The sequence below is a fragment of the Paenibacillus turpanensis genome, assembly GCF_011421635.1.
Classification (GTDB): Bacteria; Bacillota; Bacilli; order Paenibacillales; family YIM-B00363; genus Paenibacillus_AK; species Paenibacillus_AK turpanensis.
The window spans coordinates 276,591-303,391 of record NZ_WTLI01000002.1; the positions used below are offsets into that span (position 1 = coordinate 276,591).

Annotated in this window: 30 protein-coding genes and 1 riboswitch; all 30 genes read right to left on the minus strand. The window is 51.7% G+C overall.

The features are described from left to right. Nucleotides 1–15: 15 nt before the first annotated feature. The 30 genes from ruvA to GQS10_RS03020 all read right to left on the minus strand — a co-directional run bounded on the left by ruvA (nucleotide 16) and on the right by GQS10_RS03020 (nucleotide 26,790). Nucleotides 16–651: a Holliday junction branch migration protein RuvA gene (gene ruvA / locus GQS10_RS02875; RefSeq protein ID WP_166238796.1), complete on the minus strand. Its 636-nt coding sequence runs from the start codon at nucleotides 649–651 to the stop codon at nucleotides 16–18. A 21-nt stretch (nucleotides 652–672) separates the two neighbouring features. Continuing rightward, nucleotides 673–1,173, minus strand: coding sequence for a crossover junction endodeoxyribonuclease RuvC (gene ruvC / locus GQS10_RS02880; protein WP_166238798.1), 501 nt, complete (start codon nucleotides 1,171–1,173; stop codon nucleotides 673–675). Between the two features lie 158 nt (nucleotides 1,174–1,331). Then, nucleotides 1,332–1,994, minus strand: a complete 663-nt coding sequence (locus tag GQS10_RS02885) for a BofC C-terminal domain-containing protein (protein ID WP_166238800.1) — start codon at nucleotides 1,992–1,994, stop codon at nucleotides 1,332–1,334. A gap of 77 nt (nucleotides 1,995–2,071) precedes the next feature. Further along, on the minus strand, nucleotides 2,072–3,400 hold the full coding sequence (locus tag GQS10_RS02890) for a LysM peptidoglycan-binding domain-containing protein (protein ID WP_166238802.1): 1,329 nt from the start codon (nucleotides 3,398–3,400) through the stop codon (nucleotides 2,072–2,074). A gap of 234 nt (nucleotides 3,401–3,634) precedes the next feature. Further along, nucleotides 3,635–4,513: a branched-chain-amino-acid transaminase gene (ilvE, locus tag GQS10_RS02895; RefSeq protein WP_166238804.1), complete on the minus strand. Its 879-nt coding sequence runs from the start codon at nucleotides 4,511–4,513 to the stop codon at nucleotides 3,635–3,637. A gap of 43 nt (nucleotides 4,514–4,556) precedes the next feature. Continuing rightward, on the minus strand, nucleotides 4,557–5,411 hold the full coding sequence (pheA, locus tag GQS10_RS02900) for a prephenate dehydratase (RefSeq protein WP_166238806.1): 855 nt from the start codon (nucleotides 5,409–5,411) through the stop codon (nucleotides 4,557–4,559). Further along, nucleotides 5,408–6,400: a homoserine kinase gene (gene thrB, locus GQS10_RS02905; protein WP_166238808.1), complete on the minus strand. Its 993-nt coding sequence runs from the start codon at nucleotides 6,398–6,400 to the stop codon at nucleotides 5,408–5,410. Before thrB ends, pheA begins: the two co-directional genes overlap by 4 nt. Continuing rightward, complete coding sequence (thrC, locus tag GQS10_RS02910) at nucleotides 6,397–7,470, minus strand: threonine synthase (protein ID WP_166238810.1); 1,074 nt, start codon at nucleotides 7,468–7,470, stop codon at nucleotides 6,397–6,399. The genes thrB and thrC overlap by 4 nt, the downstream gene beginning before the upstream one ends. A gap of 11 nt (nucleotides 7,471–7,481) precedes the next feature. Then, on the minus strand, nucleotides 7,482–8,771 hold the full coding sequence (locus GQS10_RS02915; protein WP_166238811.1) for a homoserine dehydrogenase: 1,290 nt from the start codon (nucleotides 8,769–8,771) through the stop codon (nucleotides 7,482–7,484). 25 nt (nucleotides 8,772–8,796) lie between these two features. Then, nucleotides 8,797–9,240, minus strand: a complete 444-nt coding sequence (locus GQS10_RS02920; protein WP_166238813.1) for an ACT domain-containing protein — start codon at nucleotides 9,238–9,240, stop codon at nucleotides 8,797–8,799. A gap of 141 nt (nucleotides 9,241–9,381) precedes the next feature. Further along, nucleotides 9,382–10,395 carry an anthranilate phosphoribosyltransferase gene (locus GQS10_RS02925; RefSeq protein ID WP_166238815.1) on the minus strand — a complete coding sequence of 338 codons (1,014 nt, stop codon included), beginning with the start codon at nucleotides 10,393–10,395 and terminating at the stop codon, nucleotides 9,382–9,384. Between the two features lie 164 nt (nucleotides 10,396–10,559). Then, entirely contained in the window at nucleotides 10,560–11,861 is a 1,302-nt protein-coding gene (obgE, locus tag GQS10_RS02930; RefSeq protein WP_166238817.1) for a GTPase ObgE, read from the minus strand. Nucleotides 11,862–11,906: 45 nt separating this feature from the next. Further along, the gene (locus GQS10_RS02935; RefSeq protein WP_341804998.1) at nucleotides 11,907–12,485 is read right to left on the minus strand and encodes a Spo0B domain-containing protein; all 579 of its coding nucleotides are present in this window, start codon (nucleotides 12,483–12,485) and stop codon (nucleotides 11,907–11,909) included. 133 nt (nucleotides 12,486–12,618) lie between these two features. Beyond that, nucleotides 12,619–12,930 (minus strand): 50S ribosomal protein L27, encoded by a 312-nt coding sequence (gene rpmA, locus GQS10_RS02940; protein ID WP_166238821.1) that lies wholly within the window; start codon nucleotides 12,928–12,930, stop codon nucleotides 12,619–12,621. Nucleotides 12,931–12,945: 15 nt separating this feature from the next. Beyond that, nucleotides 12,946–13,287 carry a ribosomal-processing cysteine protease Prp gene (locus GQS10_RS02945; protein ID WP_166238823.1) on the minus strand — a complete coding sequence of 114 codons (342 nt, stop codon included), beginning with the start codon at nucleotides 13,285–13,287 and terminating at the stop codon, nucleotides 12,946–12,948. A gap of 14 nt (nucleotides 13,288–13,301) precedes the next feature. Further along, complete coding sequence (gene rplU / locus GQS10_RS02950) at nucleotides 13,302–13,613, minus strand: 50S ribosomal protein L21 (protein ID WP_166238825.1); 312 nt, start codon at nucleotides 13,611–13,613, stop codon at nucleotides 13,302–13,304. Between the two features lie 160 nt (nucleotides 13,614–13,773). After that, complete coding sequence (locus GQS10_RS02955) at nucleotides 13,774–15,012, minus strand: Rne/Rng family ribonuclease (RefSeq protein ID WP_166238827.1); 1,239 nt, start codon at nucleotides 15,010–15,012, stop codon at nucleotides 13,774–13,776. Between the two features lie 51 nt (nucleotides 15,013–15,063). After that, nucleotides 15,064–15,939, minus strand: coding sequence for a M50 family metallopeptidase (locus GQS10_RS02960; RefSeq protein ID WP_243734903.1), 876 nt, complete (start codon nucleotides 15,937–15,939; stop codon nucleotides 15,064–15,066). Further along, a complete protein-coding gene (locus tag GQS10_RS02965; RefSeq protein ID WP_166238829.1) occupies nucleotides 15,932–16,945 on the minus strand; it encodes a M23 family metallopeptidase in 1,014 nt (337 codons plus the stop codon). Before GQS10_RS02965 ends, GQS10_RS02960 begins: the two co-directional genes overlap by 8 nt. A gap of 76 nt (nucleotides 16,946–17,021) precedes the next feature. Further along, nucleotides 17,022–17,822, minus strand: coding sequence for a CbiQ family ECF transporter T component (locus tag GQS10_RS02970; RefSeq protein ID WP_166238831.1), 801 nt, complete (start codon nucleotides 17,820–17,822; stop codon nucleotides 17,022–17,024). Then, nucleotides 17,764–19,317 carry an ABC transporter ATP-binding protein gene (locus GQS10_RS02975; protein WP_166238833.1) on the minus strand — a complete coding sequence of 518 codons (1,554 nt, stop codon included), beginning with the start codon at nucleotides 19,315–19,317 and terminating at the stop codon, nucleotides 17,764–17,766. Before GQS10_RS02975 ends, GQS10_RS02970 begins: the two co-directional genes overlap by 59 nt. Then, entirely contained in the window at nucleotides 19,314–19,904 is a 591-nt protein-coding gene (locus tag GQS10_RS02980; protein ID WP_243734904.1) for an ECF transporter S component, read from the minus strand. The genes GQS10_RS02975 and GQS10_RS02980 overlap by 4 nt, the downstream gene beginning before the upstream one ends. Before the next feature lie 105 nt (nucleotides 19,905–20,009). Then, a riboswitch (TPP riboswitch) is annotated at nucleotides 20,010–20,121 on the minus strand. 65 nt (nucleotides 20,122–20,186) lie between these two features. Continuing rightward, complete coding sequence (locus tag GQS10_RS02985; RefSeq protein ID WP_166238837.1) at nucleotides 20,187–21,329, minus strand: FtsW/RodA/SpoVE family cell cycle protein; 1,143 nt, start codon at nucleotides 21,327–21,329, stop codon at nucleotides 20,187–20,189. Between the two features lie 2 nt (nucleotides 21,330–21,331). Then, nucleotides 21,332–22,126 carry a septum site-determining protein MinD gene (gene minD, locus GQS10_RS02990; protein WP_166238839.1) on the minus strand — a complete coding sequence of 265 codons (795 nt, stop codon included), beginning with the start codon at nucleotides 22,124–22,126 and terminating at the stop codon, nucleotides 21,332–21,334. Between the two features lie 13 nt (nucleotides 22,127–22,139). Next, nucleotides 22,140–22,796 carry a septum site-determining protein MinC gene (minC, locus tag GQS10_RS02995; protein WP_166238841.1) on the minus strand — a complete coding sequence of 219 codons (657 nt, stop codon included), beginning with the start codon at nucleotides 22,794–22,796 and terminating at the stop codon, nucleotides 22,140–22,142. Between the two features lie 34 nt (nucleotides 22,797–22,830). Beyond that, a complete protein-coding gene (gene mreD, locus GQS10_RS03000; protein WP_166238843.1) occupies nucleotides 22,831–23,370 on the minus strand; it encodes a rod shape-determining protein MreD in 540 nt (179 codons plus the stop codon). Next, nucleotides 23,367–24,218, minus strand: a complete 852-nt coding sequence (gene mreC / locus GQS10_RS03005) for a rod shape-determining protein MreC (protein ID WP_166238845.1) — start codon at nucleotides 24,216–24,218, stop codon at nucleotides 23,367–23,369. The genes mreD and mreC overlap by 4 nt, the downstream gene beginning before the upstream one ends. A 51-nt stretch (nucleotides 24,219–24,269) precedes the next feature. Beyond that, nucleotides 24,270–25,307: a rod shape-determining protein gene (locus tag GQS10_RS03010; RefSeq protein WP_166238847.1), complete on the minus strand. Its 1,038-nt coding sequence runs from the start codon at nucleotides 25,305–25,307 to the stop codon at nucleotides 24,270–24,272. Nucleotides 25,308–25,365: 58 nt separating this feature from the next. After that, nucleotides 25,366–26,058: a RadC family protein gene (gene radC, locus GQS10_RS03015; protein ID WP_166238849.1), complete on the minus strand. Its 693-nt coding sequence runs from the start codon at nucleotides 26,056–26,058 to the stop codon at nucleotides 25,366–25,368. Between the two features lie 108 nt (nucleotides 26,059–26,166). Further along, nucleotides 26,167–26,790, minus strand: coding sequence for a Maf family protein (locus GQS10_RS03020; protein WP_243734906.1), 624 nt, complete (start codon nucleotides 26,788–26,790; stop codon nucleotides 26,167–26,169). Between the last annotated feature and the right edge of the window lie 11 nt (nucleotides 26,791–26,801).

The window sequence follows — 26,801 nt, forward strand, 5'->3', positions numbered from 1 at the left end:
GCGTTTCCCTCCCCGTTATTTCAGTTGAAACAAGGCTTGCAGCGCAAGCTTAATAATAACGTCCACCGAATCCGCCTCGGCGTTCTTGGATTTTACCGCTTGAAGAGCGCGGTCGGCTTCCGCTTCCGTGTAGCCCAGCGATACGAGCCCCGCCTTCGCGTCCGACCACACCGTGCCATTGCCAGCGTCTCCGCCCGCATCCTCCAGCGCCACTCCGCCGGCTCCCGCTCCAGCCAGTGCAAAATCGCCCACCCCGTCGAGCCGATCCTTCAGGTCGAGAACCATCCGCTGCGCTGTTTTTTTACCGATGCCCGGCAGCTTGGTAAGAAATACGACGTCCTCGCGCTGGATTGCAGCGACAACCGCTTCCGGCTTTGCGCCGGCAAGCACGCCGAGCGCCACCTTCGGCCCTACCCCCGATACATCAAGAAGCCGGCGGAACAGCCGCTGCTCCTCGCGGGTCGCAAATCCAAACAGCAGAATGGCATCCTCACGGACATGGTGGTATACAAAAACCGTCACTTCTTGGTCATTTTTCGCGCTGAATGCATAAGGGTTCGGACAAAATACGCGATATCCGACACCGTTTACATCCAGCACCGCAAAATCCGTTTCTACATAAACGGGCTTTCCCCGCAAAAAATCAATCATGTCTCTACCCGCCGTCTATGTTTATTTTTTCGAACGTTCCAGCTTGTCGGTAAAATTGGACGTGTGTGCATGACAAATGGCGATCGCCAAGGCATCCGCCACATCATCCGGCTTCGGAACAGCGACCAGATGCAAAAACATCCGCACCATTTCCTGGACCTGCTTTTTTTCCGCGCGTCCGTATCCGACAATCGCTTGCTTAACCTGAAGCGGTGTATATTCCGCAATCGGCAGCCCTTTTTGCACGGCAGCAAGCAAGATCACGCCTCTCGCTTCGCCGACCGACAACGCAGTAGTCACATTTTTGTTAAAAAACAGCTTTTCGACTGCAACCGCATCGGGCTTGTACGTTTCAATCAGCTGTACCGCCGATTCATAAATTTCCTTCAGCCTGACCGTTTGTTCGGTATGCGCTTCCGTTCGAATGCATCCATATTGTATCGGCACGAGTCGGCTCCCGAGCTTGTCGATAAAACCGAAGCCGACGATCGCCAAGCCCGGATCGATTCCCAAAATCCGCAACGTTTCCTCTCCTAACGCGAACATATGTATTCTCTCGTAACAGTATACCATCGTGACTGGGGATAGGAAAGGCTCACTCGGTCCTAAAAAACGGGGCAGCGATTCAGGGCACAAAAAAATAGCCTGCCTCGGCAGACTATTTTTACTTCCGCCAGCCTTCATAGACTGGGTTTCATTACTTTTTCAGTTTGTTCCGCTGCAAACGAGCTAAACGTCGAAAGCACGCTGTTGTATTCCGCGAGATCACTAATCCGTATTCCTTCCTGCAGCTGTCGTACCATTTCCTTTGGCAAACTGCTTTCCAAATGCTCGATATTCAGTTGAAAAAAGGTTCGCACCGCGTGGTCCTCTTGAGGCGGTCCGTCAAACAGAGTCAAGTTTCCGTCGCGGTCTACCCCAATATAGGCCGCTTCCTTGCAGCGAGGCGATAAATCTTCGATGCGTTCTTTAAACACGAATGTGTTTTCATCGACTAGAACGCCTTCCCAGCCCGGATTTTGCTCATACAACGCCATAATTTGGCTCGGCTGCTTGCTTCCCAGCTGAATCGTTTCTTCGCCGCACACATACAGCCTTCGCAGGGTTACGTCCACCGGCCCCTGCTGCTTGCGGAGAGCAGCCATCCAGTCTTCCTCCTTCGGGTCAACCGATGGGGTGTTTATATGCTGCATCACCATTCGGGCGGCCTGTTCCTCATTCATTAAGGAGGAGTAGCCCCAGCTGCCTATAGCAAAAACGATCGCCCATAGAGCGAGACCAAACCACTTTCGTTTTGCCCGCAGACGCTTTCGTATTTGCCTCCATAGATCAAATATAATCATAAACCAATCCCCTCTGACTGGTGTAATCTCCTAATTTAATACCTAGGTTAACCAGCCGGAGGGGAATTATACGTTTTTTATTGGTTAAGCCAAGGTCTGTTGATCATTGTACGCTTAACTTCTGTTTCACGGCGGGAAGCGGCTTTATTGCTGTACGCCGATCTCACTCTCACAATCGTTCTTGACTTGGTTTTCTTTTTTGCACGAGCCTTTACCGGTTTCGCTTTAGCCGTGGTTTTCCCTGTATTCAATGCTGCCATTTCCGGAGCGCTGATTGCGCCGGAAGCGGTCGCTTCATCGATGGATTCTTCCTGGTCTCCGCGTACTCCCGCCTTTGTAACAGGCTCTGCCGCAGCCGGGTTTGATTGCTCCGGGAACGGCTGCGTTCCGGGAAGTCCCCAGCCATACGCGGATGGCATAGCATAAGCGTTAGGATAGCCCGGATCGCCTAGCTCCTGCGGGTAATATGGCGATGCGTACGCGGCAGTGGGCGCGCCAATTCCCGGATAGCCAGGGGAGCTAGGATAGGATGGATAAGGATTTGGCGGAAGCGGATTGGCATAACCGTACCACGCCTGAGCATTCTCTTCCTCCATCGGATATGCATACGTACCCAGCGGATGTCCACAATCCGAGCAGGGCTCCTTTTGTTGTTGTACAGGATAAGCCGGCGTGTACGGCGCATTCATCCACTCTTCCGGATATGGAGCCTGCGAGGAATACGGCGCATAACCCGCCGTTTCCTGCGGAACTCCTGCTCCCGGATAGGAATAAGGCATGAATAGGTTCGGATAATCGGCCATATTCGCCACAGGTACGGCTGGCATTTGGAACTGCTGAAACGGATGCTGTGCTTCCGGCTGAGCAGCGGGAGCTTCAGGAAGTGTAACATGAAGCGGCGACATAAACTGATCCGCTTTCTCTTTCGCGGCATTCGACAGTACATTGGCCGCACCTTCAACAGCTTTCTTGACCTGCGCCGAAGGAGAAAGATTTGCCGCAGCCTCTGCCGCCTCAGATAGCACTTCTTTCACCTCTTCGACGGGAGCTGCCGGAGCTTCTTCGGCCACCGGCTGTACATTTTCGACGGCAGCGGCCTCTATAGGAGACACATTGGTTTCCGCATTTTCCGCCGCTTCCAGGGCTTGAACCGCCTCCGCTGGTACCTCGGCAGACACTTCAGCCGGTACGTCAGCAGGTGTCGCATTCTCCAGCTTTTCGGAATCGTCTGCTGCTGGAGCTGTCATGACAACCGGTGCAGAAGGAATCTTCACCTTGATGCCAGGTACTAGCTGCTCCTCATTCTCCAGCCGTGGATTGGCTGCAACAAGCTTCTCCAAATCCACATTATATTTTTCGATCAGGCTGTTCAGGGTTTCCCCTTGTTTCACCATATGAATTTTCACTCGATCTGAACCTCCTTCTAGGTATGCAATAGCCGGCCCGCCGCCTGCTACATCCTTGGCATTACATGTTTATGCGGCATTTGGGCAGTTCACCCATATTTTTTTACAAAAACCACCCCGGACAAGCCAATTTTTGTCAGGCCACCTGAAAGAATGCTCGGTCAACATAAAAATCCCCTTCACCGAGAAACGGCAAAGGGGACTACTGTAAAGCTTCTCTATTAAGCTGGAATCTTACTCGTAAACCTTTACGCCGTCTTTATCGACGATCGAGCGGAATTCTTTCAGCAAATGCGTCGTAATCGGACCGGCTTGTCCGCTGCCGATCACACGTCCATCCACTTCACGCACGGCGATAACCTCTGCCGCTGTACCGGTAAAAAACACTTCATCCGCCACATAAACGTCATGCAGCGTAAATGGCTCTTCCTTTAGACGGTAGCCGACGCGCTCGCAAATTTCCATAATCGCTCCGCGTGTAATTCCCTCAAGAGCGCCAAGATAAGTCGGCGGCGTGTACACAATCCCATTTTTAATAATAAAAATGTTATCGCTGGAGCCTTCCGCCACATAGCCCTGGGAGTTCAGCATGATCGCTTCGCCTACTCCTGCCAGGTTTGCTTGGATTTTGACCAAAATATTATTTAAATAGTTGAGCGATTTGATTTTCGGATTGAGCGCATCCGGGATGTTACGGCGCGGAGATACCGAGATCGATTTTAACCCGTTGCGGTACGCTTCTTCCGGATAAATGGCAAGCTGCTCCACGATGATAATGACGCTTGCTTTCGGAGAACGGCGCGGATCAAGTCCCAAATCCCCCGGGCCGCGGGAAACAACGAGACGGATATAACCGTCACGAAGCTCATTACGGCGAATCGTCTCCACGAGCGCATCCTGCATCTCCTCCAACGTCAAAGGAATATCAAGCATAATCGATTTAGCGGAATCGTAAAGGCGCTTCAAATGCTCTTTACACTTGAAAATCGTTCCGTTATAAATACGAATTCCTTCAAAAATACCGTCGCCATATAGAAAGCCATGATCATAAACGGATACCTTTGCTTCTTCCTTCGAAACAAATTGTCCGTCCAAATAAATAATTTGCGCCATTGTCGCACCCCTCTGAATATGTTTACAGCTGCTGTCTTCGAGCTTACACACCGGAGCCGTATGCGGGATAGGAGCCCATCAGACGAACCTGACAGCCCAAAGCTTGAATCTCGCTAAACGCCGCTGGCAGCAGCACCTCGTCTAAAGCAGCTTCGATATCTATGTAAAAATAGTAATTGCCCAGCTTCTTCTTCGTCGGTCTGGATTCCAGCTTACTCAGGTTGATCCGCCGCCAAGCAAAGGCGGAAAGCACCTGATGCAGGGAACCCGGAACATCTTCCGGCGGAATGACAAGGATTGTCGTTTTCCATTTTACCGGCTCACGCGGCAGACCTTCTGGAAGCGGCTTGTTGCCGATCACCACAAAGCGCGTGTAATTGTTTTGATGATCCTGAACATTCGGGACAATCATGTTTAGACCGTATAGGGACGCTGCGGAAGCAACGCCGATCGCGGCTACCTCCGGGTCGCCAAGCTCCTTTACGATCCGTGCTCCCTCAGCCGTCGAGCTGGCTGCTTCAAATTCCGCCTGCGGAATAACCTCACGCAAAAATGTTCGGCACTGGGTATAAGCTACCGAATGGCTGATCACTTTGCGAATCCGCGAGAGGGAATCTTCCTTGCCCAGGCCGAGTAAATTCATTGAAATCGGATATTCCCATTCCGCTTGGATAGGAATATCCACCTCATGGACAAGCCAGTCCAAATGCAGGCTGACAGAGCCCTCAATGGTATTCTCTATCGGTACGACCGCATATTCTACGCGGCCGTCAAGTATTGCGCCGAAAACATCGGCGATATGCTTGCAGGCGACCGCCTCGGTATCCAGGCTGCCAAATAAATTCCGGGAAGCCTCCTCGGAGAACGTTCCCGGGCCTAAATACGAGTAACGAATCATTGCTTGGCGCCCCCCTCGCTCACTCCGGACAGGGGCTGCTTACCCGGCAAGGACGTAACTGTTACCCCTTCCCGACACGGCTTGAGCAGCATCTTCTCGCATGCAATTCCTTGCGCATCCATGGTGCCGAGCAAAAATTGCTCAAGGCGCTGCAGCTGCTCTTCCCCCTTCGAATGATCGATAAGGGTCAAAACCGTTGGTCCCGCACCGCTTAACGCCGAGCCGATGGCGCCGTTCGCAACGGCACCCTCCAGCACCTCCGTCAACCCCGGAACTAAGGAGGCGCGGAACGGCTCATGAATACGATCCTTCATCGCGCCTGCGACACGGTCCAGGCGGCCGGAAGCAAGCGCGGCAACGAGCAGCGACGCATGGCCGACATTAAAGACGGCGTCCGGCAGCGACAGCGTGCGCGGCAGAACCTCGCGCGCTTTCTCCGTTGCCAGCTCAAACTGAGGAACGATGACCAGCGCTCCGAGAGCCTCAGGCGGCTCGATCCGGATTAGCTCTGCGCGTTCCCCGTTAACCGCCGCAACGACGATGCCGCCGAATACGGCCGCCCCGACATTGTCGGGATGCTTTTCTAAAGCAGCCGCCATCTGGAACAAATCGTCATCGCTAAGCGGACTGCCGATCAGTGCATTGGCGGCCGCCATTCCGCCAACGATGGCCGCTGCGCTGCTCCCGAGCCCTCTCGTCAGCGGGATGTCGCTGCGAATAGAAATATCCAGCTCCGGCACCGATACGCCGGCACGCGCAAACACCTGCTGTGCCACTTTATAAATTAAGTTCGATTTATCCGTCGGAATCCCTTCGAGCTGATCGCCCACGAGCGTGATGCGCGTCGTTTCCGCCGCTTCCATCTCCACCCACGCATACAGCTCTAACGCCATCCCCAGCGCGTCAAATCCGGGACCCAGGTTTGCGGTGCTGGCCGGCACCTTAGCGCAAACCCGCAGCCCCGGCTTGACCGCGCTGACGGCCGTCATCGGGAAGCCGCTCCTTCCAGCTGGCTGATCGCATCCATAACGGCTTGTTCGTTATCCTTTACAACCACCGGTTCGGCCTGAACGCTCTTAATCGCGATATTAGGATCCTTTAAGCCATGCCCTGTCAACACGCAAACGACAGACTGGCCGCGGCTGAAATACCCTTCTTTATGAAGCTTCAGCACACCCGCCAAGGAAGCCGCAGATGCCGGCTCGGCAAAAATCCCCTCACGCGATGCCATCAGGCGGTACGCTTCTACAATTTCATCGTCCGTTACACTATCCACACGGCCTTGCGATTCCTGATATGCGGCAACCGCCGTTTTCCAAGAAGCCGGGTTACCGATACGAATCGCCGTCGCCAGCGTTTGCGGATCGGCAATCGGTTCTCCGCGTACAAGCGCTGCCGAGCCTTCGGCCTGGAAGCCGAGCATCTTTGGCAGGGAAGCGGATTTGCCCGCCGCCTTATATTCGTTGAAGCCTTTCCAGTACGCCGAAATATTGCCCGCATTGCCGACTGGAATCGCCAAATAATCCGGAGCTTTGCCGAGCTGATCGCATACCTCGAACGCTGCTGTTTTTTGGCCTTCGATCCGGTACGGGTTGACCGAGTTCACAAGTGTGATCGGATGCTTCGCCGTAATATCTCGAACAATTTCAAGCGCGCGGTCAAAATTGCCCTCAATGGCAATGACCTTCGCCCCGTAAATAATCGCCTGCGCCAGCTTTCCGAGCGCAATATTGCCGTTCGGAATGAGCACGATGCAGGAAAGCCCACCGCGTGCCGCATAGGCCGCCGCTGCCGCCGACGTATTGCCTGTCGATGCGCACATGATCGTGCGGCTTCCTTCCTCCATTGCTTTGGCCACCGCCATAACCATGCCGCGGTCCTTGAAGGATCCGGTCGGGTTCAATCCTTCATATTTGAAGTACAAATCCAAGCCCAGCTGTTCCGAAAGATTTTCCGCCCGCACAAGCGGCGTATTGCCTTCTTGGAGCGTAAGCAATGGCGTATTTTCATTCACCGGCAAAAAAGACTTATATGTTTGCAGCAATCCCTGATATCTCATTATGTGTTTCCTCACCCTTCTACGCGATATACGCTTTTTATTTCATTCACAACATCTTTCATCGTAGACAAATCCTTCATTACTTCAGCCATCGCCGATTTTACAGCGTCATGCGTTATGATGATGATTTCCGCACTCGGATTATCCGGATTCGGCTGCTGCAGCACAGATTCGAGGCTTACTTCATGCTTTGCAAAGGTTTGGGTAATTTGGGCAAGCACACCCGCCTTGTCTTCAACATGCAGCAGCAGGAAATACTTGGAGATGATCCGCTCATCGGACATCAGCTGCTTTTCCTTGTAAGGAAGGAAAACATATCGGCCGTTAACGCCAAACTGCAAATTTTTGCCGACTTCCACCAAGTCCGCCACGATCGAAGTCGCTGTGGGCAGCTCGCCCGCTCCCGGACCATAGAACATCGTTTCCCCTACCGCTTCCCCGTATACATAAACGGCGTTAAACACTCCGTTAACCGATGCAAGCGGATGCGATTGCTTCACCATCGTCGGCTGAACCGAGATCGAAATGCCGCCATCCTGACATTCCGCAATGCCGAGCAGCTTCACCTCATAGCCAAGCCGCTTTCCATACAAAATATCTTCCTTGGTAACCTTGGAAATTCCGCGTACATCAACTTCATCCAGATCGACCTGCATCCGGAAGCCCAGCGTCCCCAAAATCGCCATTTTACGGGCCGCGTCCAAGCCTTCCACATCCGAGGTCGGGTCTGCTTCCGCATATCCGAGCGCCTGCGCTTCCTTCAATACCTCGGAATATTCAGCGCCTTCCTTGCTCATCTTCGTTAAAATATAGTTCGTCGTTCCGTTCACAATCCCCATCATCTTCGTAATGCGGTCGGATGCCAGCCCCTCCGCCAAAGCACGGATAATCGGAATTCCACCAGCAACGCTCGCTTCATAAAGCACGTCGCAGTTGTTTTCCGCCGCTTTGTGCAAAATTTCTCCGCCGTGAAGCGCCATCAAGTCTTTATTGGCTGTGACCACTTGTTTGCCTTGCTCGAGCGCAGCCATAATGCATTCTTTCGCAAGACCTACGCCGCCCATGACCTCGACTATAACATCGATCGATTCGTCATTAACAATACTCCATGGGTCATCGGTCAGCTTCTGTGGACTGACCCCTATATTCCGAGCCTTATTCAAATCTCTTACCAAAACCTTTTCAATGACAACAGGCGCTCCAATGCGGCGCTGCAAATCGTCCTGATGATTCTCTACAATTCGTACGACGCCGCTTCCTACCGTTCCTAAGCCTAACAAACCAACTTTAATCGGTTTCATCTATACTTCTCTCCCTCCATATCATCTATCCTTGTCCGATAATTGCTGCCCTTCTGACCCCTTCAACGCCACGAACGGCATCAATTAAGCCGGCGAGCGGCGAGGCCATGGCCGAGGTTTCCACCGAAATGACCACATTCGCCATTCCTTGAAGCGGTATGGTCTGATTAATGGTAAGCACGTTCGCCTCGTGCTTTGCAATTAGTGAAAGCACCTTGGACAAAATACCTGAACGGTGCTCTAAATCCATGGAAATCGTCGCTAATCTTTCCTTATCTAGCTTGGTTAAAGGGAAGACCCCGTCCCTATATTTATAAAATGCGCTGCGGCTCAATCCGACCCGCTCTACTGCTTCGTGAATCGTATCCACTTCCCCGCGGGCAAGCAGTTCCTTGGCATCCAAGGTCTTCACCAAAGCATCCGGAAGCAAGTCCTCTCGAACCAACATATAACGCTCTTTCCCCTGCATCGAATTGCGTCCTCTCCAAAGAGACTTTTGTACGTGTATGATAGACATTATAATGAAAATATGGTCTCACCGCAATAGGCGGCCTAAAAAAATCCGATGCTTCGATTATATCGAAACATCGGAGGTTTTGTCACAGGTGCCTCACCTGCTTGAAGACAAGTCGAGCCACCTGCGGAATGATTTCGCCGCCGACTTCCGTTGAAGCAGCGACTTGGCCAGCATAAAGCCTTCCTCGAAGGAGTTTACCCGCTCAAACCAATACAAACGCAGCCCGGCATTAAAAATGAGATAATTCCGCAATTGTATAAGCTCCCCGTCTTCTTCCCCCTGTAAAATACGTTCAAGACTCGGCATTAGGGACTGATCCGTCAAAGCCAAAGGCTGTTTCTTGCCAAAGCCGAACAAATCCGGGTCAATATAGGTTGTCTCGTCACCGTACACAGTCACTTTACGGATTTGAGTGATCCGATCCAGCGGCAGCACCTCGGTCCCGCCCAGCCCATTCACCAAATAGCCGCTTTCAAAGCCTGCCGAAGTAAGCAGCGGCTGCAGCCGCAGTGTCTCATTGGCGTCCTCCACACCGATAAGCGCATGCTGTGAAGAAAATGGATTCAGCATTTTCTCGACTGTGTTTAACAGCGTTGCGATCCCCAGCTCCCCTCGAATCGCCCGAAGATGCTGGAGCGGAGGACAGTATGTTTCGATATCGATATATACCATGCGAGTATCCTTGAGCATTCGTTCCCAGACTCCGGCGCATTCTTTGCCGGAAGCGCCCACTGCGCCGCTTCCCTTTAGTTGTCCGCCGGAAGGCCTTTGTTCCGTACCGGTTACTACGTAGGACATGCCGACGCTTGCGGTCATCATACAAATCGCCAGGGTTAAAGGAAAGTAAGTTCCGCTCTCCGCACTTCCGGCAATACAAATCGTCGTTGGGGAGCGTTTAACACTAATCGAATAGCCGCGAAACACCTCAAGAAATGCGGCAACACTTTCCGGGGATTCACCCTTCATTCTTTCTGCAATCAAAAAGGCTGCTGCCTGAATATCCGAGCTTTCGCCCGAAGCAATCGAAGCCGCCGCCTCTGAAGCTTCTGCATAAGTCAGCGGGTTATCTCTTCCCTTATTAAGGATTTCCTTTAGCCAACGCAGCATTACCGCACCTCCTCTCTGTACCCTTGTGAAATTAATGTTATATAATATAACATTATATTCTATATTCAACGTTTATTCAAAAAGAACCCTATAAAAACACGAAAAAACCTTACACCAAAATGATGTAAGGTTCAAAATCACTGCATTGTTGTTATATTATCTCTCTATGCTTTATCTACAAATTCAAATTCCACTTCACCGATGCGAATGATCGTGCCGTCCGTTGCCCCGCGTTTCCGAAGCTCATTGTCCACACCCATCCGGCGAACGATATTGGCAAACCGCATAGCGGCTTCGTGAGAACCGAATTTCATCCGTTTCAGCATCCGTTCAATCCGCGGACTCTCCACCACAAAAATTTCATTTTCACGGCGGATGGTGAAGGAATCATCCTGATCCTCTTCAAACTTGTACACCTTACGTTCCGCTAGATCGGCCACTTCTTCCAGCTCCGGAACCTCTGGTGTTTCTTCCAGCAGCTTCGCCACGCGGTACAAAAGCGCCTGAATCCCCTGATTGGTCGCTGCCGAAATCGGGAAAATCTCACATTCCATCCCTTGTTCGGCTAAGCGCTCTTTAAAGAACTCCATATGGACCTCTGCATCCGGGATATCCATTTTGTTTGCCGCCACGATTTGCGGACGATCCGCCAGCTTCGGGTTGTAAAGCCGCAGCTCCTCGTTAATTTTAAGCCAGTCCTCGAACGGATCACGGCCTTCCGTACCCGACATGTCCACCACATGCACAATAACCCGCGTGCGCTCGACATGGCGCAAAAACTCATGACCGAGTCCGACGCCTTCATGCGCCCCTTCGATCAGCCCAGGCAAGTCAGCCATAACAAAGCTGACTCCCTCATCCAAATCAACGACCCCTAAATTCGGCGTCAGCGTTGTAAAATGATATGCGCCGATTTTCGGCTTCGCCGCCGAAACGACGGAAAGCAGCGTAGACTTGCCGACACTCGGGAAGCCCACAAGACCGACATCCGCCATCACCTTCAGCTCAAGCGTTACCCAGCGCTCTTGGCCGTCTTCGCCTTTCTCGGCAATATGCGGCGCCGGATCCTTCGCTGTCGCAAAACGAATGTTGCCCCGGCCGCCTTTTCCGCCGCGCGCGATGATGATCTCTTGACCGTGCCGGGTCAAGTCCGCTAAAATTTCGCCGCTGTCATCGTCTACGACCACTGTGCCCGGCGGTACGCGGATAACGGAGTCCTTCGCGTTGGCGCCGTGCATACCCTGCACCTTGCCGCGCTCACCGCGCTCGCCCTTAAAGTGGCGCTGGTAGCGGAAATCGACAAGAGTACGAAGCCCCTCGTCAACGCGGAAGATCACATCACCGCCATCGCCGCCGTCTCCGCCAGCCGGACCTCCTTCCGGAACATACAGCTCGCGCCGGAACGATACGATCCCGTCCCCGCCGTCGCCACCTTTTACATAGATTTTCGCTTTATCTACGAACATGATTCCACCCCATTATGTATCAAGCAAAAATAGCAAGCCATTCTTTTAAACCGCTGACAAAGCTCCGACCACCACGTCCACACTGACGTCCCGATAATCCAGCTTGAAATACCCGCCGCGTTCACTTTCGAACACTCGAAGCGAATCCCCAAGCCCATCGTGAAGCGTTGGCAAATGGTAATCACCAGAGTACTGGAAGCGAATTTCAAAACCCTCTTCCGGCTTGTCCACAAATTGCAGCTGCAGCTGAGGCTTTCCTTCTTCAGCCATACGCGCAGCCGCTCCGAAGCATTCCAGCGCCGTCATAATCGTACGGGTCAACGATGCCGCATCGATCATAAGCCCCGATATATTCAGCTGTCCCTCCGATTCAACAAACAGGTCGAGCGTCTGGCAGTTCATTCGGAACAAAAGCAGCTCCTTCACAAGCTCCGGCACACCCAACTTTGTCATTTTACTTTCTTGGCTCGCTTTATGTTTTAGTTTTTCCACAACATCGGGCAACTTATCAAATTTCTTTAGACGCACATATCCGAATAACACCTGAAGGTCGTTCATCCATTCATGGCGCTGATAATCCATAAGACGGATCCACTGGTCCATTTCGTTACTTGGTTTTTCCACAACATCACGTCTCCTAGAAACAGAACGTTCGTCCGATTTTCTTCTCATTGAAACATACCCCTGCACTTATTGTCAAAAAATAGTGCAATACAAAAAAATCCGGCGATTTCTCGCCGGATTTGACGTCAACGATTTATTTCTCAACCGCAGCGGCTACTGGAGCCTGGCCTGCTGGGTAGACGCTAACTTTCTTACGGTCGCGTCCCAAACGCTCAAACTTCACAACGCCTTCTACTTTTGCAAAAAGCGTGTCGTCAGAGCCGATACCCACGTTCGTGCCCGGATGAATTTTCGTTCCGCGCTGACGAACAAGAATGCTGCCCGCTGTTACCGCTTGACCGTCCGCACGCTTCACGCCGAGAAACTTCGGGTTGGAGTCGCGTCCGTTCTTCGTCGAGCCTACACCTTTCTTCGATGCAAAAAATTGAAGATTCAGCTTCAACATCGTAGTCTACCTCCTTCAGCTATCTTTTTGTTGAATTTTCATGTATGATCCGTACGATTCCCGAATCGATTCGAGCATCACAACCATGCTTTCCAGCTGCAGCTGCACTTTCATGCGCATCTCCGCTTCCAGCTGGATTGGAACCTGCACCCGCAAATAGCCGCCGTCATCCGCCATCGTCACATCGAGGTGAGCGCCAACAACCGCTTCCGCCGCATTCACAGTACCGAACGTAACCGCCGTAACACCGGCGCAAACGATATCCTTCCCGTGCTCAGCGTAATCCGCATGGCCTTCAACCGTAAAGCTGTCAATCGATCGGTCGTGTTTGTTCCGATGTATCGTAACCCGTATCACGGAAAAGCCCTCAATTACGCTTGAATCTTTTCGATTACAACTTTAGTGTACGGTTGACGATGACCTTGCTTACGACGGTAGTTCTTCTTCGCTTTGTATTTGAAAACGATGATCTTCTCGCCGCGGCCGTGCTTCTCAACCTTCGCTGTAACGGATGCGCCAGCCACGAGCGGAGAGCCCGCTACCAGACCGGAATCCTTGGATACTGCGATAACTTGATCAAAAGTAACCGTTTCACCTTCACCTGCAAAAAGCTTCTCGATGAAAAGAACGTCACCTTCTTGAACCTTGTACTGCTTGCCGCCAGTTTCGATAATTGCGTACATGTGTGCACCCCCTCAATTTAGGACTCGCCGGGAGCAGGTGAATGTGCAGATGCCCATTGCTTGAACCTGAACCGTGCGGTATAAGTCAACATACCTGAGAATTATAGCACATGAAAAAACAACCCGCAAGAGGTTGTTTAGGATTTATGCCTGGTATTGTTCACCTTCTTACCTGCACCTTGCCTGTTCCCGAGCAAGCCCGGCACGGCTCGAAAAACAGATGATCCATATGCTCGCGGACCTTTTTGCGCGTCACCTCAAGCAGTCCGAGGCCGGTCCAGCCGACGACCATCGCCTTCGTACGGTCCAGCTTGAGCTTCTGCTCCAGCCGCTCGACGACCGACTGCCGATGCTCCTCGTAGCGCATATCGATAAAATCGATGATGATAATCCCGCCGATATCTTTGAGCCTCAACAGCCGCGCCGCTTCCTCCGCAGCCTCCAAATTGGTGCGGAGCACCGTATCATCCAAATTATCGCTGCCTGTATATTTTCCTGTATTCACATCGATAACAGTGAGCGCTTCCGTCTGATCGAGGACAAGATAACCGCCGCTTTTCAGCCACAGCCTTCTTTTCAGCACCCGGTCAAGCTCTGCCGTTACTCCGAACTGCTCAAATAAAGGAACCTTCTCCGTGTAGGTTTTAATACGATCAGCCAGCTCCGGAGCCATATCTCGTAAGAAGACCCGCGCTTCCTCTGCCTGCTGGCGATTATCAAGCACCATCTCGTCGATGCGCTCCGAAAAGACATCCCTCATCAGCCTTGGAACAAGATCAAGATCCCTATACAACAAAGAAGGCGGCTTTTCCTTCTCCGCTTTCCGCACGATTTGCCCCCATAAATCACGTAAAAAGGAAATGTCGGCGTGCAGCGCTTCCTCGGATTCACCTTCCGCTACGGTACGGAGAATCAATCCTTCCCCCGGCTGTCTAACGGCATCTCCGCATTTTTTGAGACGGACCCGCTCCGTTTCGGATTCGATCTTACGCGAAATCCCAACATAATCAGCCTCCGGCATATAAACAAGCCACCGGCCCGGAAGAGCGAAATGCGTCGTTACGCGAGCTCCCTTCGTTCCAAGCGGCTCTTTCATCAGCTGTACGACTAATTCCTGCTCCAGCGTAACAAGCTCGGAAATATCCGGCTTTGTTTTCGGCTGCTTTTCGAGATGGGCCGGAAGCAAATCATCGACATAAAGAAACGCGTTCTTTTCCAATCCGATATCAATAAAGGCCGCCTGCATCCCAGGCAAAATATTAACAACCTTGCCTTTGTATATATTACCGACCAGCTGCTTTGAATCCGGCCTCTCGGCGTAAAACTCCGTCAGCCTGCCTTCCTCCAATAACGCCACGCTGGTCGTTCCATTGTCGTAATGAACCGCAATCCGTTTCATGTGGAGACACCTCGCTTCCATGCGTTCCGATAACTTTTCATTCCATCTATTTTACCTGAAAAGATCGGAAACTGCACTTCCCGGCTTGCCGTTCATAAATCCGGCGGTCAACCGCTGCTCCGGCAGCACCTTCTGTACATTGCCCATATCATTAAAAACGTATACAAAATGCATCCTTTCCCGCATATACAGCCGCACGATATCCTTCATCGGCCTGTCCTGTGAAGCGGCGATCGGCTGGGCTACGACACCGCGGGCGATCCATTCCTTCACGCGAACCTCTCTTCCGAGCAAAAAACGGAAAAAGTAGTACGGAATGTTCCGCCAATTATAATAATTGGAATAAATCAAAAACAATGCGATCACCATTACGTTCAAAGGCAGTCCCTGTGTCAGCCACAGATAACATCCGTAACCAAGCACTCCTGCGCTGATGATGATACTGATCCAGACGGACAACCATAATGCACGGTAGTACTGCAGCCAAAGCGAGAGAAAGGACTGCATCAGCTTCCCCCCGTCCAGCGGCAGAACCGGCAGCAAATTAAATAAAGCGATTAAAGCATTCGCCTGTATAAAATAGGCGGTCCACTCCGCCCCCCACCATCCGGCGGCCTGAAGGCACCAAGCGAGTCCGATCATAAGCACGTTTTGCGCCGGTCCCGCAAGTGCCACCACAATTTCTTCCCAGACCGGCATACTTCCGCCGCTTTCCTCCGTTTCCGCAACGCCGCCGAACGGGAGCAGCTGGATCTCCCGAACTCGCCAACCGAAGCCCCGCATTGCCGCCACATGGCCCAGCTCATGAATGAGCACGATGCCGAAAAGTGTTATCAGCTCCATAAAAAATCCTGTCAGCATCGACAAAGCGGCCATCATGACAAACAACGGATGAAACCGGAACCGGATGCCGGCAATATTAATCAAACGGGATCACTCCGCTCGGGTCAAAATATTGATCGTGTTTTTTGACAGCAAAATAAAACGGTTGTGCACCTTCAGCGGCGATAAGACCGATTTGCTGTCCGCCCTTCACCCAATCGTTCACCTTTACATCCGCCGCAGCGAGATTACCGCTAACCGACTGAATATAATTCGGATGCTGGACAATGACCGTTAGACCGGTCGCCTCCGTCTGACCGACAAATATAACCCGCCCGGAGTCCATCGCCGAAACCGGCGCTCCCGGTTCGGTTTGTACACTTACGCCTTCGCCGGACTCGGCAAAGCTTTCGGTGATACGGCCTAGCACGGGAGCATAATATACCGTCTCTTTGGCGGATACCGCCTTTGAAGAAAATCGGCTCGTCCATTCCTGGAAGGCCGGCAGAAACGACGGCGCACCTTTAAAGTTCTCCTCATACCATACGGCCAGCTCATCAAAATGGATATCTTCCTTCAGCGCCGTTTCAATATGTCCCTGCACAGTTTTGGCATAAGGATGCTCCGATTGAAATAACAGCCATACCGCTCCGAACAAAGCTGCGCAAATGATCAGCTTAAGGCGAAGCTGCTTTGCAGTCGGGGGAGTATTCCATTCCTTCCACCGCTCCTCATTTCGCTGCGGTGCATAATAAGGCGGCGTATAGCTTCCCGATCCGGCACCGCTCGCATACGAAGCGTACCACGACGTGCTGCCCGCTGCACTGTCTGCCGCATCGCCCCCGGCGCCTGCTGAACGGTATTCTTCCTCTTCAGCGCCGAATAATTGCTTTTCGCGCTGCTTCCATACATACTCCGGGTCGTTAAGCCGCTCGTCCTCGGCTTGAGGAGCGAACGGACTCCTCGCCGGAAGCTCCGCTCCCGAATGATGCGGCGGGTACCGTTCCGACACGGAGGCGTACGAACGCGTAGAAGTAAAGCGGGCCGCGTTTTCTTGAAGCTGGCGCATGCGGTCCTGCCTGCGTTTACGAACGTTGTCCTTAATATTCATTCCGAGCATCCTCCTTGAGGGTCAAGCCTTTTTCACATTTTTATGACTTGTCCTCGAGGATTATGTTCGGTTTCACTTATTTCAAGCGAACATCCGTTATGGAAATGTACGGCCACTCGGTTCCGGTCCAGTAAGCCGCCGCAAATATAACTGTAAAAATGACAGCAAACCAAACATCGTGGGCGGAAAAGCCCACATGATAAAAATAGGTGCGAGTTTGTTCCGAACGGAAACGCTTGGCCTCCATGGCCACGGCTGTACGCTGCGCACGCCGGATGCTCTGTGCCATAAGCGGAACGGCGTACATCCGCATCGTTTCGTAGAATCGGCTGAAGCCGCGCTTCGGACGGCGGCCGCGTATTTTGATCGCATACCGGAGCGCTTGAAATTCCTCCAGCATAATCGGCAGCAGCCGGAACGCGGCCAAAAAAGCATAGGCGTATTTAGCCGGCACTTTACACTGCTGCATCAAAGAATAAAACAACAGGACCGGTTTCGTCGTCAATCCGAACAACAGGCCGGCAAACGCAAAGCTGAGTGCCCGGAAGCCAAGATGCAGACCGCGAAAAAAGCTCTCTTCCGTAACATGAATCAGTCCGTATCGAAACCAAGTCGTCGTCCCTTCCCCGAACATCATCATCCCGGTAGAGGTCGAAACAAACAAAAGTACGAACGGAGAGCTGTACAGCAAAAGCCTGTGCACCGGATGACCGGAGGCAACAAATATAAACAATGCCAGCCCGGCCACAGCATTTGCCAGCACATTTATGTTATGAATAAGAAGTACAACGACGAACATCATAACTAGCGCAAGCAGCTTAATGCTCGGATTGACCTTGTGAAGCCACGTTTCCTTGTGCGGGAAGCTGAGCTGCACCGCCATCCCTCCTTTCTTCCTCCAGTAAGAGTTGGTAGGCATCCGGAGTTACATCTGCCGCCAATTTCCCTTCCTGCACAAGCCAAACTCTAGTGGCAAATCTGCGGACGATCTCAGGGTCATGGGTTATCATCAGGATGGCGGTTCCCCCCTGCCGAAGCCCCTCCAACGTTTCCAGCAGAGCGAAGGTATTTTTCGCATCCTGTCCAAAGGTCGGCTCATCCAGAAGCAGCAGCTGAGGCTCCCGGACAAGCGCGGTGGCCACGCTTAATCGCCGTTTTTGCCCGGTGGACAGCTGAAAGGGATGCTGCCCGCGATGGACTTTGAGCCCAAACCGTTCAAGCAGCGCTTCCGTTTTCCGTTCCCGCTCCGACCTTTCTGCTCCATCTGCTTCTAAGGAGTATGCAATTTCTTCCTCTACGGAATTGGTTAAAAACTGCAGCTCCGGGTTTTGGAAGACGTAACCCGCATACTTCGCCGCATGCTCCGTCTTTCCCCGCGGCATCCCGGAGAGCAAGCACACGCCCTCCGTGCGGAGCAAATTCATAACGGATAGAAGCAGAGAGCTTTTTCCCGCCCCGTTCACACCGGTGATACATACCCATTCCGCTGGATTAACGGCCGCGTGCTCGACACGAATCAGCTCGCGTTTACCGCGCCTCCCGGAAAAGTCTTTGAGTTCAAGGATCTCACGCCCGGATTCTTCTCTGTTTTGTTGTGTGAACTTACCGGAGACAGGTTGGGGCGAAACGCGTCTTAACCAGTAATCCTCCCATACTCCAGGGTACCAAATGCCGTACTGCATAAGCTGCTCCCGATGCTCCAGAAACACCTTCTGCGGCCCACCATCGGCAATCACCTCCCCATGCGGAGAAAACAGCACGATGCGGTCGACGAACTCGATAATCTCATCGATTTTATGTTCGACGATAATTACCGTCCGGTGCTCTGCCGTCCGTTTAATCGTATCCCAAACCTGGGTCGTGCCTTCCGGATCAAGCAGTGCAGTCGGCTCATCCAAGAAAAGGACCTCCGGCTCCAGGGCCATCGCGGAAGCAACAGCAAGGCGCTGCTTCATCCCTTGTGAAAAAACGGATATCGGCGTATGCGGCTCCACATCCTGCAAACCGACCCTATTCAGCAGGCTTCTGATTTCCCCGTCCATCCTCTCTTTCGGCACCGCCAGATTCTCCAGTACAAAGGCAAGCTCCTCGTCGGCATAGGGCATGCAGAACTGCATGTCCGGATCCTGAAACACGTAGGCGGATTTTTCCGGCACATGGATCGAATCCGTCTTCATCGGTACCTCGACGGAATTCGGAATTATCCCGCTTAGCACCTGCAGCAGCGTCGATTTCCCGCAGCCGCTCGGGCCAAGCAGCAGCACCTTTTCTCCCGAAAAAAAGGAAAGGGATAACCCCTTAAACAGCAAGGAGTCTTCCCCGGGAAAAGCCAGTCTTAAGTTTTCAACCTTCGCTGATATTGTTCGGCTCATAGTTTATCGTAATCGGCACGCGACGCCGGCCGCACAAGCTTCGTAACGCCGGTGTTCTCGACCGCCTTCGCAAGATAATAAGCGAGCACGCCGGAAATCAGCACACTGCCGATCACACGGAAGCCGACTAACAAGCTGTAATTCCAGAAGGTGAGCGCTTCGATATAGCCGTAATATTGATCGATAAAAATTGAGGCGATACAGGAGCCGATTGCTGCTAAGCTCACCACGCCAAGGGAAGCCGAACGGTAGCGGAACAGCGCAAAGGCAATTTCAGCGCCAAGCCCCTGCAGCAAACCATAAATAAGCGTCGGGAGCCCCCATTGACCGCCAAAAACAAATTCCATGTGTGCAGCGGCGACTTCAGCTAGGATGGCAACACCAGGCTTGCGGATAATCAAAAATGCAAACGTCGACGCTATAAACCACATACCGTACATAAGCTGGTTCACATGCAGACCTAGTGGCTCAATGGAGTAATAGAGCGGACCCCATACTTTATAGATGACACCGAACACCGCACCGATGACAAGCGTCACCAAAATATCCGTTAGCTTTAACCCCTTTTTATTTCCCTGCTTAGACATTGCTTTCATCTTCCTTCCCCGAATCAGTTTTTTTCTTGAATGCACTTAGGGACATGGGAGAAAACGAAAAAAAAGCCCGCCAGCAAATAGGCGGACTTTCGCACACAAGTACGTATGCATCGGCTCTCTACGCTGGCATTACCCAGATCAGATTTACGGTCAGCGGCATACGGCCGCTATCTCAGCCTGACTTCATCAAGCCCCCGTTCATGCAATTCAATTGTTTATAAATCTACAACAACATCCACTCATTGGCAAGACAATTTTTTATTAGACGGCGGTCTAATATTCAAGCGGCTTTTCCTGATGCATCTTGATGCTCATCACGATCCCGATACTCATCATGTTAATGAGCAGCGAGGTTCCACCATAGCTTATAAACGGCAGAGTAATGCCCGTAAGCGGCATAATTCCAATGAGCATCCCAATGTTTTGAAATATTTGAAACACAAACATTGAAATAATGCCGATAATAATAAAGGAGCCTGCCCGGTCTCGGCATTGGATGGAGATGAGCACCATTCGGTAAATAAGTAGGAAATAAACCAGCAATAAAGCCGAGCTGCCGACAAATCCAAATTCTTCTCCAATCACGACAAAGACGGAATCCGAATAAGCATAAGGAATAAAGCCTTTATGCACCGAGGTGCCCAGCAGATAGCCTTCTCCAAGCAGCAAGCCCGAGCCAATCGCGCGTATTGAGTTATTCACCTGATACGCTTGGTCGAAAGATGCACTCTCCGGGTTAATAAAAGTATCAATTCGGGCTACCCAATGCCCGTAGCCCCTTTCTCCCAAATACTGCTGTATCGGATCGTGATAGGTTTGGAATACGTAGAGAAAGGTGGCGATGCCTGCGGCAATAATTGCGACGCCGATCAGCACATGAGTATATTTTACGTTGCCGATCCACAGCATTCCGACCAAGATAACAAGATAGATTACAGCATTTCCTAAGTCAGGCTGAATCAGAACAAGAACGAACGGCACTAAAACGAACAGCCCGATCGGCAGTATATCCTTAAAGAAGGTTAGCTGATCGCCCTTCCGCCGTGCTATAAAATACGCTAAGAGCAGAATAATAAACAGCTTCACCAGCTCCGCCGGCTGCACATCCAATCCCATGGGAAGACTAAACCAGCCTTTGGCGCTATTTTTTTCAACTCCGAATAAATAAACGGCGACCAGCAGTATAATGCCGATGCCGTATATATACGGAGACGCTTTGAGCATGAGACGGTAATTAAAAAAGCTGACGCCGATTAACACAACAAAACCAAGCCCGTAGTTCCGCAGATTATGCATATCATATCCTGCAAACTGCGTATTGATCGTAGCGCTATGGATGACAAGCGTGCTGAAGCCCATGAAAATAAGCATGATGACAAGCATCGGCACATCGAGCTTTTTAAGTTTGTCGAACACTGCTATCCTCCAAAAAACTTTTTCAGTTTGTGAAGCATGCCGCCCCGATCTTCGATTTGCATAAGGGGAACCGTATCTCCCAAAATGCGGCGGGCAATATTGCGATAGGCGATGGAAGCTTTGGAATTTGGATTCATAACCGTCGGCTCTCCGCTGTTTGCGGCCTTAATGACGTATTCGTCATCCGGTACAATACCAAGCAGATCGATGGCTAATACCGAGCAAATTTCGTCGATATCGAGCATTTCTCCCTTTTTCACCATTGTAGGGCGAATGCGGTTAATAACGAGTCTTGGACGCTCGATATGACGTTCCTGCTCCAATAGCCCAATAATCCGATCGGCATCGCGAACGGCTGCGTTTTCCGGTGTTGTAATTACGATAGCCTTGTCGGCTCCAGCAACCGCATTTTTAAAGCCCTGCTCGATACCTGCGGGACAATCGATAATAACATATTCGAAATCCTTCTTTAGCTCCAGCACGATATCCCGAACCTTATCGGGACTTACGGCGTGTTTGTCTTTCGTTTGCGCAGCCGGAAGCATATACAGCTCATCGAACCGCTTGTCTTTAACAAGCGCTTGCGGCAAACGGCAGCGACCTTCCGCCACATCAATCAGATCATAAATGATCCGGTTTTCCAGCCCCATGACCACATCCAAATTACGCAGGCCGATATCTGTATCGACCATGCATACTTTTTTACCGAGCAGCGCCAAGGCTGTGCCGATGTTGGCCGATGAGGTCGTTTTCCCTACACCGCCCTTGCCTGAGGTGACGACTATTGCCTCTCCCATTCGTTTCACTCCCCTACGATCCGCCGCGGATCCGATTCAAAAATTGAATTTTTTCAATTTCCATTTTTCCGTCTTTTAGATAGGCGAATTCCATATAGGACTCTCCGATTCCCCATTCATCCGGAGGCCTGCTTATAATATCCGCAATCCGAAGCTGAGTCGGTTTCATATGCGATGCGGCGATAATTGCTTTCTCGTTTCCGTTCCGTCCAGCGTGAGCCAAGCCCCGCAAGGAACCCATTACAAAAATGTCGCCCGTACACGTTAAGGTACCCCCAGGGTTCACATCGCCCATGAACAGCAAATTGCCTTCATGATGCAGTGTTTGCCCGGAACGGACGATTCCGTTTAAGGTTTGAATTCCTTTGTCTGCTTCCTTTTCATCCGCCTTAACGGCTTGATCCGCTTCCGACTCGATCGATTGTATCATCAGGTTCCCTTGACGGCCGATGATCGAACGAATTTCGGTTTTCTGCTTATCCGTTACCTCTCGGGCACCGAGCTTCACATTCACATGCACGATCGGACCGGTCAAAAAGGTTTGATGCGTTTTTTCCAATTTATGTTCAAGCTCTTGAACCAGCTCTTCATAATCGCATTCGTCATCCAGCAGAAAGACGAGTCCATCCTTCACTCCTTTGATTGTGACGCGATGCTTCAGTGATGTCATTCCCTTCGCCCTCCCGACCTATATATTTCGCCGGTCAATCGCCTTTTTCCTCCGACTTCTCTTTAAATTGTTGCAGAAGTTTTCGGGCGGGCGCATAAATGACAAGGGAGAACAGCAGGGTAATGAGCAGACTTGGAAGCATAATCGTAGTAAACGCTTTGTTGAAAGACATGGAATGAACCTGAAACACGTGATAGATCAAATATAATGCCAGTTCAAAGCAAGCGGAGCAGACGGTTACGATCGTCATTACAACAACAAATGGCCTGCGGGCTGAAAGCGTAAGCACGCCTGCCAAATACCCGCAAAGGCCAAGAGCAAAAGCATGAACGCCAATCATAATGCCGTAATGCACGATATCGTGCAGGAAGCCGAAGGCTAGCCCGGTAAATAACGCAAGATGCCGATTTGTAAATACACCGAGAAAGAGCACCCCAACAAGCACCAAATGCGGGGCCGCATGGATCGTGGACTGCCAAGCGACGGGCAAAATCCATGGCACCAAGGAGCCTTCCAGCAAAAATAAAATGAATAGGGCTATCCAATAGAAATAACGCTGCAGGACTGTTTTCATTCCGGCACTTCGATCACAAATACTTCACGCAAATGCGTAAATGACGAAGCCGGCTCAATTAATGCCGTGTACGTCAGACCGAAGTCACCTACCTTTCGGGAAACAACCTTGCCAATTGGAATTCCGCTTGGAAATACCTGCCCAAGCCCGGAGGTGATAACCGTGTCGCCTTCCTTCAGCTCATCCGACTGGATGATCTTTGTCATGACCAGCTTTCCGTCCTCAAACGTTTCTATCATACCGAAGGAGTCATTATTCCCCATTACGGTCGCAGCGATCGCTTTCGTCTGATTCGACTCGCTGTCCAAATTGGTGATCAGCTGCACGTTGGAATGGAAAGGAAACACACGAACGACGCGTCCGACCAAGCCATCTACACTGGTCACCGCCATATCCGGGCGAATGCCATCCTTCTCCCCAAGATTAATCGTAATCGTTTGATTATACGGATCCGAGCTGTTATCAGCGATCACTTCCGCGATCCGGTACTTATAATTGTTCGCCGCTTTTTGACGTTCAGTAAATTCGAGCTCTTCCTTCAGACGAATATTTTGCGCCTCCAGCTCATTCAGGCGCGCGGAATCGCGGGCATACTGGGACAACGTCAGCTTCAGCTCGCGGTTTTCAACGTACAAGGTGCGAAGATCGCGAACATCCTCCAGAAACTCTGAGACCATTCGAACCGGTGTATACACAAGCCCCTGTAAAAAGGAAACCGTATCCTTCACAAACATCTCTGGAGCCGTTACCTTTTCGCGTTGTCCATAGGATAGTCCCATTATCGCGATGAAAAATATGATCCCGGCCATCAAAAAAATCAACCGTTTGTTCCCCATAAGCTTAAACATGCCGAACTACCACCCACTTACCTTCTCTCCACCTGCCGTTCCGTTCAATATTTATCTGCGCGAACGGGAGGCTGGAGAAGATTTCGTTTTGAACAAATGAATATTGTCTAGCGCCCTTCCGGTTCCAATCGCTACGCAGTCCAGCGGATTATCGGCCACGATGACCGGCATTCCCGTCTCTCTCGCAAGCAGCTTATCCAGGTTGCGCAGCAAGCCGCCCCCGCCGGTAAGCACGATCCCGCGATCCATAATATCGGCGGAAAGCTCTGGAGGGCACTTCTCCAGCGTGTTTTTCACAGCGTCCACAATCGCATTAACTGTATCGAGCAGCGCTTCGGTAATTTCCGTCGATGTAATCGTCATCGTCTTCGGAAGGCCTGTCACCAAATCACGGCCGCGGATTTCCATCGATTGTGCCGGATCAAGCGTCAGGGCAGAGCCGACCTCCATCTTGAGCTGCTCGGAGGTACGTTCCCCGATCATGAGATTATAGGAACGCTTGATATATTGAATGATCGACTCGTCCATCTCGTCGCCGGCGATCCGGATCGAACGGCTGGTCACAATGCCGCCAAGCGAGATTACTGCGACTTCCGTCGTCCCGCCCCCGATGTCAACGACCATGCTTCCTGTCGGCTCCCAAACCGGCAGGTCGGCGCCGATCGCCGCCGCAAAAGGCTCCTCAATCGTGTACGCCTCTTTGGCTCCCGCTTGGCGGGTTGCGTCCTCCACGGCGCGCTTCTCCACTGCGGTTATGCCTGACGGCACGCAAACCATTACGCTAGGATGGCGTCCTAGAATGGAATTTTGCTTTTGCGCCTGTCGAATAAAATATTTAATCATGGTAGCCGTTGTTTCGAAATCGGCGATTACGCCGTCCTTCATCGGTCGAACTGCGCGAATATTTCCAGGCGTACGCCCAATCATTTTCTTGGCATGCTCTCCGACCGCCTCAATAGTCTTGGTATCAGTCCTTAGAGCGACAACGGACGGTTCGCGGACAACGATGCCTTTTCCTTTGACGTAAACGAGGGTATTCGCCGTACCAAGGTCGATCCCCAAATCCTTCGTGTTCAACCATCCAAACATATGTAAATGTGACTCCTTTCAAAGTCGGGCTCAAAATGCACAGATTCTCTATATTATATTACATCAAACCCAGCTCCTTCAAACTGACGAATTTTTGTTCGCCAATAATAAGATGATCAAGCACCTCAATCCCGATAATATCCCCGGCCTCCATGAGCCTTTGCGTCATTTGGATATCCTCTGGGCTCGGCGTCGGATCCCCGCTCGGATGGTTATGCGCGCAAATAATCGATGCACATCCCTTCTGAATTGCCGCCCGGTATACCTCTCTCGGATGAACGATCGAGGCATTGAGGCTGCCGACCGAGAGTGTTTCATGTCCGATGACCGCATTTTTCGTATTCAAAAATAAACATACGAAGTGTTCCTTCTGTAAATACCTCATTCGTTCGGTTAATAAATCGGCAGCGTCCTTTGGCGAGCGGATGACCGGCTTTTCCTGCAGCGCGGAAGCCGCCATCCGGCGTCCCAGCTCGATGCCGGCGAGCAGCTGCACCGCCTTAACCGGGCCCATCCCGTGCAGCGCGGTCAGCTGCTCAAGGCCAAGATCCGCAAGCTGCCGGATTCCGCCCGCTTCAGCGAGCAGTTTTTGAGCCAAGGCTACCGCACTGTACGACTTTGTTCCCGTACGAAGCAAAATCGCCAAAAGCTCGGCATGACTAAGTGCCTCCGCTCCAGCTTGAACAAGCCTCTCACGGGGCCGCTCCTCCTCGGGTACATGCTTTAAAGGAATCGAATTACCGCTTGTCATTATTATCCCCCTTTGATTGGTCAATACAAAAAGCACACCCCGCACTCTCCCCTCCATAATGGATGGAAAACTGCAAGGTGTGCTTCACCTGTTATGTATTCTTATAAATTAAAGCACTTCGAACCCGAAATCAAGCAGCATTTCACTCAGGAGCGATACCGGCAGACCAACGACGTTAAAGAAGTCGCCTTCAATCTTGTCCACAAGCATCGCGCCCATCCCCTGAATCCCGTATGCCCCCGCTTTATCCATGGGTTCGCCGGTGGCGATGTACCGAGCCAGCTGCTCGTCGCGGAGCGGCTTCATATAAACCTTCGTTACGCGGTGCTTCACCTTGGCGATGCCTCTAGAGGCGTCCACACAAGCAACCCCGCTGTACACTTCATGCTCGCGTCCCCGAAGCGCTTGAAGCATACGCAGCGCATCCTCTTTCCCGGATGGCTTGCCCAGCGCCTGTCCGTCAAGAACGACGATCGTATCCGAACCGATAATAAGACTGTCCGTATCCCCTTGATCCGCGAGATGCTGCCGTACCGCCTCCGCTTTGCGAAGCGAAAGCGATTCAACGATACAGGCCGGAGACATTCCGGGCTCCGTGCTCTCATCCGTATCCCTAGTCACGATTGTAAATGGAAGCTGAAGCAGCCGAAGCAGCTCCTGCCTGCGCGGAGACGAGGAAGCTAAAACGAGCTTCAAGCTTGAAGTTGTTGCCATTTCCATCACCCTATCCATTTCCTTTTCCT